Origin of the sequence: Mycobacterium sp., from assembly GCF_035697385.1 — a bacterium.
Taxonomy (GTDB): domain Bacteria; phylum Actinomycetota; class Actinomycetes; order Mycobacteriales; family Mycobacteriaceae; genus Mycobacterium.
This window is the reverse complement of the sequence record NZ_DASSCY010000188.1, coordinates 1-8,717: the sequence shown is the minus strand read 5'-3', so window position 1 is coordinate 8,717 and position 8,717 is coordinate 1. Positions and strand designations below refer to the sequence as shown.

At 64.8% G+C, this 8,717-nt stretch carries 9 protein-coding genes; 5 read left to right on the top strand and 4 right to left on the bottom strand.

From position 1 onward, the window contains the following. The 3 genes from VFH65_RS15250 to VFH65_RS15240 all read left to right on the top strand — a co-directional run. Positions 1–470, top strand: a 470-nt coding sequence (locus VFH65_RS15250) for a hypothetical protein (protein WP_353322543.1), incomplete at its 5' end; no start/stop codon positions are given. A gap of 76 nt (positions 471–546) precedes the next feature. Then, on the top strand, positions 547–726 hold the full coding sequence (locus VFH65_RS15245) for a hypothetical protein (protein WP_353322542.1): 180 nt from the start codon (positions 547–549) through the stop codon (positions 724–726). A 35-nt stretch (positions 727–761) separates the two neighbouring features. Further along, entirely contained in the window at positions 762–1,442 is a 681-nt protein-coding gene (locus VFH65_RS15240; RefSeq protein WP_353322540.1) for a SagB/ThcOx family dehydrogenase, read from the top strand. Between the two features lie 69 nt (positions 1,443–1,511). Here the strand turns inward: VFH65_RS15240 and VFH65_RS15235 are convergent, their stop codons facing one another. The 3 genes from VFH65_RS15235 to VFH65_RS15225 form a co-directional block, all read right to left on the bottom strand. Then, entirely contained in the window at positions 1,512–2,378 is an 867-nt protein-coding gene (locus VFH65_RS15235; RefSeq protein WP_353322539.1) for a GNAT family N-acetyltransferase, read from the bottom strand. A gap of 13 nt (positions 2,379–2,391) precedes the next feature. Further along, positions 2,392–4,026, bottom strand: a complete 1,635-nt coding sequence (locus VFH65_RS15230) for a fatty acyl-AMP ligase (RefSeq protein WP_353322538.1) — start codon at positions 4,024–4,026, stop codon at positions 2,392–2,394. Positions 4,027–4,439: 413 nt separating this feature from the next. Continuing rightward, complete coding sequence (locus tag VFH65_RS15225; RefSeq protein WP_353322536.1) at positions 4,440–5,414, bottom strand: 4-(cytidine 5'-diphospho)-2-C-methyl-D-erythritol kinase; 975 nt, start codon at positions 5,412–5,414, stop codon at positions 4,440–4,442. 56 nt (positions 5,415–5,470) lie between these two features. Between VFH65_RS15225 and VFH65_RS15220 the strand changes: the two genes are divergently transcribed. Then, positions 5,471–6,268: a serine/threonine-protein kinase gene (locus tag VFH65_RS15220; protein WP_353322535.1), complete on the top strand. Its 798-nt coding sequence runs from the start codon at positions 5,471–5,473 to the stop codon at positions 6,266–6,268. An 80-nt stretch (positions 6,269–6,348) separates the two neighbouring features. Continuing rightward, on the top strand, positions 6,349–7,842 hold the full coding sequence (locus VFH65_RS15215; protein WP_353322534.1) for an amino acid permease: 1,494 nt from the start codon (positions 6,349–6,351) through the stop codon (positions 7,840–7,842). On the opposite strand, the gene rsmA is transcribed toward VFH65_RS15215, so the two are convergent. Next, positions 7,839–8,717 (bottom strand): 16S rRNA (adenine(1518)-N(6)/adenine(1519)-N(6))-dimethyltransferase RsmA (gene rsmA, locus VFH65_RS15210; protein WP_353322533.1); only part of this gene is annotated, 879 nt, incomplete at its 5' end. The two genes, VFH65_RS15215 and rsmA, sit on opposite strands and share 4 nt — an antisense overlap.

The window sequence follows — 8,717 nt, the reverse complement described above, 5'->3', positions numbered from 1 at the left end:
AGTATCTGCTGCAGCACTGCCAGAAGAACCCCCGATACGCGAGTCAGCTGAGACGCTTGCGAGAACTCGCTGATCGAGCGAAGTTCCAGCGCTCCGAATGGCCCGAGGTCGTGGAGATCGGCGACGAGACCGACATCTGCCTAGAGGTCTGCAGGCGCACCCAGATCAAGACGTGGGGCGATTTGCAGGCTGCACTCGACGCTATTGAAGCCGACGAGCAGCGGTGGGAACATTGGCTCAATGTCCTGGTCCGCCGCTGCGAGCAGGCCGACGTCCGGATTCCTTTCGATCGGGCATGGTTGGTGTTCTCGATCATTCGATTGCTCGGGTTCCCCCACATGCCGACCATCGATCTGATGTATCAGCCGTTGTGGCAGCAAATCGCCGCAATTCACCGGGATGTCAGCGCGGATATGGCGACGGCAGCGAACAGCATCGGCGAATCGGCCACAGATGACGTGACGACTTGAGAACTCACTCGAGGCAGAGCTGATCCCGCAGCAAATGGATGGAGCAGCCAAGACGCTTGTAGTAGCCTTGGCACCCGTGAATCCAAGGCGACAGGACGGCGGACACCCGATCGACTACCGGGTGCTCGGCGTGACCACGTGGGCGGATCACCTCAATCCGCAGTCTTCCGGACTCGACACGGCAGCACCGGGCGGGGGTGGCGGCAGTTGCGGCGGCTGTGGCGGCTGTGGCGGCTGCAGTTCGGCCAGCCGCTGACTGCTCAACGAATTCGTCGAACTTAGCGGTGTCGTATGGACCCTCGTGAGTACGCGAGGATCTGGCAGCGGGGCGACTGGTCCACCCATTCGCATGGCCGATTGGGTGAGTACGCAGATGGCCTCGGGCCGAGCAGGTTTCAATATCCCCCGTTGCACGGACGAACACTTGACATACCGTCCACGAGTGCCATGACGGGACTGAGATCGTGTCGATCGTTCGTAGCGCAGGGTTTGGATGACGCTCAGCTGACCGAGCTGATGACGACGATTGTTCCCACGGCATCGGGGATGACGTACGGGTCCGCTGGCGCGCTGTATTCCGTCCACCCCTACGTCTTCCGTCCGCGCGATGGTCGCGCCGAGCTCTGGTACGTAGACACCAACGGATTCCAGTTGACGCTCGTCGATGAGGTCGATGGCAAATCTGTCTCAGAGTCACTGATCGAGCAGTGGGCGTGGCCCATTGGCTGCCTCGTTGCGTTAGTGGTCGATTTCCGGAGGGTCACAGATAAGTACGGCTTCCGCGGTCTGCGCTTCGCGACGATTGAAGCTGGTCAATTGACTCAAATGCTGCGCGAGAACGCCATTCAACTCGGCTTGGGATCGTGCGTACTCGGGGGCTTCGCCGACGAGACACTCTTGGCCGTACTTGGACTATCGAGCGATTGGTACGGCGTGGCCATCATGCTTGCGGTCGGCCATGAGCGACGGTAGCTAGACATGATCGCGATCGGGGCCGCGTCCAAACGTCACACCCGCACCAGCGACGCCCCGGCCTGACCCTTAGGCCGGGCCGGTCAACACCATGTGATGTCCGCCGGGGAGTCGGATAACGAACTCTCGCATGCCCCATGGCTGTTCGACCGGTGGTGCCGCGATATCAGCTCGCACTGCGACGGCGCGGGCGTAGGCCGCGTCGAACTCGGTACCGACATCCACGGTGACGGTGACCGGCGTGACCTGGGGTGTCGCCGCCAGCCGAAGACGAGGACCGACGCTCCACGGACCGAGAACCACACCCGCGACCGTCGGCGGATCGCCTACCACGTAACCAGTCCTGGCTCCCAGCACCGACCGCAGAAGCTCGAGTACTGCGGCGAGATCGGGCACGGCCAGTGTGGCCTCGACGTCGAGCGCGCTGGCGGGCTCTTGCTGGCGCGATCGGCCCAAAACGATCGACTCATGCGGGGTATTTCGGTGCGGATACCGTTGCGCCAGCCGACCGCGTTCGGTGAGACCGATCCGGCGGGCGACCGACAGCGAGCGGATGTTAGAGGATTCGACCCAGGCCTCGACCCGGGCGAGACCCAACGTGCCGAACGCATACTCGACGACGGCCGCTGCGGCTTCGGTCATGTAACCGAAACCCCAAGCATCCCTTCGCAATAGCCACGACAGACCGGGCACGTCGACGCCTCCGAGTAACCCGACGAGGCCTACCGGCTGCTGCGACTCGCGCACCACCCACATGTGGGCGTCAGGGTGTTGCAGGCTCTGCGCCAGATCCCTGCGGGTGTCCGCCATGTCGGCACGCATCGGTGTGTTCCACCACCGCATGACCTCGGGATCGCTGAACGCCGGATGCAGGCCCTGCGCGTCGCGACTCGGGTCCAGCGGCGTCAACCACAGCCGCTCGGTCCTTAGGTCCACCGCGGAGGTGCGGCTAGGTGACGAGCGAGACCGAGTTGGACCGGCGCAGCTTGCCCGACGGGGTCTTCGGGATGGTGCCGGGTCCGAGCACCACGACGTTGCGCGGACGCACGTCGACCTCGGCGACCACCTCATGAGCGACCTGACGTTCGATGCGGTGCACCTCGTCGGGGTCCTGCCAGGCGTTGGACTCCACGGCCACGGCGAAGGTCTCGCGCGAATGTCCGGCGTCCAGGCGCACCGCGACGGCGCAGCCTGGCCGCACCCCCTCGACACGGCCGGCGGCCCGCTCGATGTCGGTCGGATAGATGTTGCGGCCGGCCATGATGATGACATCCTTGACGCGGCCGCAGACGATGACGTTGCCGTCATCCGTGATGTAGCCGAGGTCGCCGGTGTCATACCAGCCGTGCTCGTCCTGGGCGGGGATGAAGCCACCCATGGTGATGTAGCCGGGCGTCAGCGACTCGCCCCGAAGCTCGATCACTCCGACGCCACGCGGCGGCATCACGTTGCCGTGCTCGTCGATGACGCGGGCCTCCAGGTCCGTCAGCAGCGGGCCCAGCGAGGCCAGCCTGCGGGTGTTGCCCTTGGTGGCGGGAACGGCGCGACGCAGCGCGGCCAGCAGGTCGGCGTCGACCTCGTCGACGACCAGCCCGGCGCCACACGGCGAGAACGACACCGCCAGCGTGGTCTCTGCCATGCCGTACGCCGGAAGGATCGCGTCCGGGCGCAGGCCGAACGGCTTACCAGCGTCCAGCAGGTCCTCCACGTCGGCGGGCTCGACGGGCTCGGCGCCTGAGAGCGCGAACCGCAGCGTGGACAGGTCGAACTGACCCGGCTCGGCCTGCTTGCGCAGCCGCTTGGCGAACAGCGCATAGGCGAAGTTGGGCGCCGCGGTCATGGTGCCCTTGTACTTGTCGATGAGCTTGGCCCACAGCAAGGTGTCACGCAGGAAGTCCATCGGCGTGACCTTGACCAGTTCGGCGCCGAAGTACATCGGGATGGTGAGGAAGCCGACCATGCCCATGTCGTGGAAGCAGGGCAGCCAGCTGACCATGACGTCCGTGTCGACGTCGTACTCGGCGCCGATGAACATCGCCTCGGCGTTGGAGTAGATGTTGCGGTGCGTGATCTGCACAGCCTTGGGTGAGCCGGTCGAGCCGGATGTCAGCTGCATCAGCGCCAGATCGTCCTCGCCGACCTCGACCGGGTCGATCGGCTCCGACGCCATCAGGTCGGCGACGGTGAGGACCTTGATGCCCTTCTCCTCCAGCACCGGGATGGCCACCGTGAAGGGCTCGGACACGATGACGGCCTTGGCCTCGATCATGCCGATGACGGTGAAGGTGTCCTCGGCCCACAGCACCAAGTCGGTGCGCGGGGTGGGCTGGTGAAGCATGGTCAAGCTGGCGCCGCGCATCCACAGTCCCTGCGCGGTCGGAGCGATCTCCACCGGCAGTCCGGCCAGCACGCCCACCGCGTCTCCGTGGCCGACACCCGCGGCGGCCAGGCCACCCGCGATGCGCCGGGCCTTCTCGTGAACCTCGCCCCAGGTATGGCGGACGGGCTCATAGGGTTCACCGGTGACCATGCCCGTCGTAACCGTTCGGGCGTTGCGGTACATCTTCTCGGTGAATCGGCTCACGACAACCTCCTCGGTTTCCGGAGCCGCAGCGCCGGCGACGTCGGGCACAGTGCAAATGCCCGGATGTAATGCTCCCGCTGATAGAGGGCGTTTTCGCGGAGGCACGCACACAATTGGGGAGCGGTTAAGTCTCGAATCGGTGATGCACCGGTTTGTCCTCTATATCTGCCGAACCGCCCCCCGGGGTTACCGCCGGGAGAATAAGTCGCGTCCGATGCTTGACCGCTAGCTTTCACCGCCGATCATCTTAAGCAACTCTTAAGTAGCTGCCAAACTGTCGCGAGAATTGAGGCCTGCGTCACACTTGCGCGTGATCAAACCGAGGCAGACCTCGCCGACTTCTGCACCATCGTCGTGCGAATCGAGTGGATAGCAGCGCTGTCGCAGAAATCGACGCGCACCCCACCGCGCGACTACACAGATGTCGACGGGGCCGGCACGACCCGGGCGCCATGCACCGGTCCGCTGGCCACCCGCACCGTGCGGCACACCCCCGCACCAGCGAGCTGCGCACCGACGTCGATCGCCGACGCCGCCGACGTGCACAGGAAGGCGCACGTCGGCCCGGACCCCGACACGATCCCCGCCAGCGCCCCGGCCTCCGTGCCAGCCCGCAGCGTGCGTCGCAGCCCCGGGTCCAGACTCACCGCGGCGGCCTGAAGGTCGTTACCCAGCAGCGGCGCCAGCTCGGTCGGGTCGCCCGACGCCAGCGCGGCCAGCACCGGCTCGGGATCGTCTAGCCGCGGCGGCTGGTCCCGGCCCGAGCCGGCCGTCTCGCGCAGCCGGTCGAGTTCTGCGAACACCGCAGGCGTGGACAGCCCGCTCTTGGCGAATGCGAGCACCCAGTGAAACATGTTGCGAGCCAGCACCGTGGCCAGCTCCTCGCCGCGGCCGGTGCCGAGCGCGGTGCCGCCATGCAAGGCGAAGGGGACGTCGCTGCCGAGCTGGGCCGCCAGCGCATGCAGGTCGCGGCGCGGCACGCCGAGCTCCCACAGCGTGTTCATCGCCACCAGCACCGCCGCCGCGTCGGCGCTGCCGCCCGCCATTCCCCCGGCCACCGGGATGGATTTCTCGACGGAGATCGCGACGTCGGGTGCCCGTCCGACATGCTCGGCCAATAATTCGGCCGCCTGCCAGGCCAGGTTGCGTTCGTCGGTGGGCAGTGACTCGACGCCCTCGCCCGACATTTCCAGTGACAACACGTCGGCGTTTCGCACGGTGATCTCGTCCAGCAGCGAAACGGCGTGGAAGACGGTGGTCAGTTCGTGGTAGCCGTCGTCGCGGCGATCCCCGACGCCCAGGTAGAGGTTGACTTTGCCGGGGACCCGCACGGTGACCGACCCGGTGGGAATCCACTCGGATGCGGTGCTTCCGTCGGAGGCGGACACTGCACGACACTATCTCTAGCCACGTGAACACCGCTGACGAACTCTAGTCTGGGTAGGTGCTTTCGCCCGGCGATCGGTTTGCGGGCTACGTCATCGAAGCCGCGCTCGGCCACGGCGGGTACGCGACGGTCTATCGGGCCCACCATGAGGCTGGGCCCGACCGCGCGATCGCGCTGAAAGTGCTCGACGAGCGGCACCGGCACCAAGCCCAAGTGGCCCGTCTTCGCCGAGAATTCGAGTTCGCGCATCAGCTTGACCACCCCCACATCGTCCGCGTGTACGAGCGGGGCCCTGGCTGGCTGTCGATGGCACTTCTGTCCGGAGGAACCATCGCAAACTTGTCGACGGTGCCGCAGCGACTTGCCGCGCTTACGCAGATCGCCGATGCACTCGACTACATACACAATCGCGCCATCGTGCACTGCGACGTCAAACCCTCCAATATTCTTGTCCAGCCGCACCTTTCCGAAAACGAGGCAGTACTAATCGATTTCGGCGTTGCCGTTTCGATCACAGACGATATCGGCTATCGCGCCAGCCACGTCCAGGCGTCGCTGCCGTATTCGGCGCCGGAGCTACTAACCGGACACGCGCCTTCGGAAGCCACCGACGAGTACGCGCTGGCATGTACCGCGGTCGAATTGATTACCGGTACACCTCCGTTCACAGCGAGTACACAGCTCGGCTTGATCAGCGCTCACCTGAACAGCGCTCCACCACGCCGCTCACGCGAGATCGACTGGTTGCCACGTGTTTTCGATTCGATACTGGCGAAAGCCATGGCGAAAGACCCCGAGCATCGCTATCAGTCATGCCGAGAATTCATGTCACTTATTACGCGCGCGTTGCGGTAACTCGCGTCAAATCGCTTTGTAACCCAACGTTTACTGCCTCCGAGTTTCCGGTTCGGTGACACACCACTAACGTCGGCCCAATGTCATCCGCCACCGATTACGACACGTCTGCGCTTGCCCATGAGGACGAGGGCTATCACAAGGGCCTGAAACCGCGACAGCTGCAGATGATCGCGATCGGTGGGGCGATCGGTACCGGCTTGTTCATGGGCGCAGGCGGCCGGCTGAACAGCGCGGGCCCAGGGCTTTTCATCGTCTACGCGGTGTGCGGCTTGTTCGTATTCTTCATCTTGCGCGCCCTTGGTGAACTCGTGCTGCACCGTCCCTCGTCAGGATCTTTCGTCTCCTATGCGCGCGAATTCCTCGGTGAGAAGGCCGCTTACGTCGCCGGCTGGATGTACTTCTTCAACTGGGCATGCACGTCGATCGTCGACGTCACCGCGATTGCGCTCTACATGCACTACTGGGGCGCGTTCGCGGCCGTCCCGCAATGGACGATCGCGCTGATGGCACTGGTAATCGTGCTGGCGGTCAACATGATCTCGGTGAAACTGTTTGGCGAGATGGAGTTTTGGGCGGCGCTGATCAAGGTGATCGCGCTGGTGACATTCCTAGTCGTCGGAATCGTGTTCCTGGCAGGACGATTCACCATCGAGGGTCAGACCACCGGCGTGTCAGTCATCGCGGACAACGGCGGCATACTCCCGACCGGGATACTGCAGCTGGTGATCATCACCTCCGGTGTGATTTTCGCCTATGCCGCAGTGGAATTGGTGGGTACAGCGGCCGGTGAGACGGAGAATCCTGCCAAGGTGATGCCCCGGGCGATCAACTCGGTGATCTTCCGGATCGCGGTGTTCTATGTCGGGTCGCTGATTCTGCTGGCGCTTCTGTTGCCGTATACCGCCTACAAGCAGGGCACCAGCCCCTTCGTCACGTTCTTTTCCAGCATCGGCGTTCCCGTCGCAGGCGACATCATGAACTTCGTCGTGCTGACTGCCGCGCTGTCGAGCCTCAACGCCGGGTTGTACTCCACAGGGCGCATTCTGCGTTCAATGGCGATGAACGGCAGCGCGCCACAGTTCACCGCGCGGATGACAAAACGCGGTGTGCCGTTTGCGGGCATCGCCCTCACGGCATGCTTCACCGTTGTCGGCGTCTTCCTGAACCTGGTGGTGCCGTCGGAGGCATTCAACATCGCGCTCGACCTGTCCGCGCTTGGCATCATCGCGTCCTGGGCCACGATCGTCATCTGCCAGATCCAGCTCTACCGCTGGTCCAAGCGCGGGATCCTGCAGCGGCCGGCGTTCCAGTTGTTCGGTGCGCCCTACACCAGCTACGCGACGCTGCTCTTCCTCGCCGCAGTCACCGCGCTGATGTGCTACGAGAACTACTGGAACCTGGTGGCGCTGTTGGTGATCGTGCCGGCGCTCATCATCGGCTGGTACGCGGTGCGCGGCCGAGTTCTCGAGATGGCCCGTGAGCGCGTTGGCTACACCGGCAACTATCCGGTGGTCGCCGAGACGCCGTTGATGGACGAGTTCCTCGAAAAGGACAACGACGCCAAGGACTAGCGGTTCAAGGCGTCGCTGACGTCGGACTGCGGCCGCTGCGACAGCTGCGCCCTTGTCCTCGGCTCGTCCCACTCCCCTGAGCGCTGCAACAGCCGGACGAAGTCCGCAACGCTCAGCGTCTCACCCCGGCGCGACGGATCGATGCTGGCAGCGAGCAGTCGACGCGCCGACTCGTTGCCCGAGCCGGCCCACTCCGCGAAGGCGTTGCGCGATGTCTTGCGCCGCTGCGCGAAGGCCAAGTCGATCAGGCTGAACACCTGCTGGCGGAAGTCGGGATCGGTGGGCCATGGCGACGCCTCGTAGCGGTCGAGGCGCACCAGCCCCGAGTACACCCGCGGGATCGGCCAGAACACCGTCGGCGACACCATGCCGTAACGACGGACGTTGCCGTAGAACCGGAACTTCACGCTCGGCACGCCGTAGTCCTTGCCGCCCGGTTCGGCGGCCAGACGCTCAGCGACCTCGGCCTGCACCATCACCATCACCGTCCGGATCGACGGGAATTCGGCAAGCAGATGCAGCAGCGCAGGAACGGCCACGTTGTACGGCAGGTTGGCGACCAGCGCCGTCGGCTCCTCGGCCAGTTCGCCCGGCTGCAATGTCAACACATCGCGGTTGAGCACGGTCAGCCGGTTGATCTCGCTGTGCGAATGCTCGGCGATGGTCGTCGGCAGCTGCCTGGCCAGCACTGGATCGATCTCCACGGCGGTGACCCGCGAACCCCGGTCAAGCAGGGCCAACGTCAGGGAGCCGAGCCCGGGACCGACCTCGAGCACATGGTCATGGCGATTGACCCCGGAGGCGGAAACGATGCGCCGCACAGTGTTTGCGTCGTGGACGAAGTTCTGGCCGAAAGCCTTGCGCGGCCTGAAGTC

Coding starts and splice junctions, on each gene's coding strand:
- VFH65_RS15215 (WP_353322534.1), top strand. CDS start 6,349: ATGTCATCCGCCACCGATTACGACACGTCTGCGCTTGCCCATGAGGAC.
- VFH65_RS15240 (WP_353322540.1), top strand. CDS start 762: ATGGACCCTCGTGAGTACGCGAGGATCTGGCAGCGGGGCGACTGGTCC.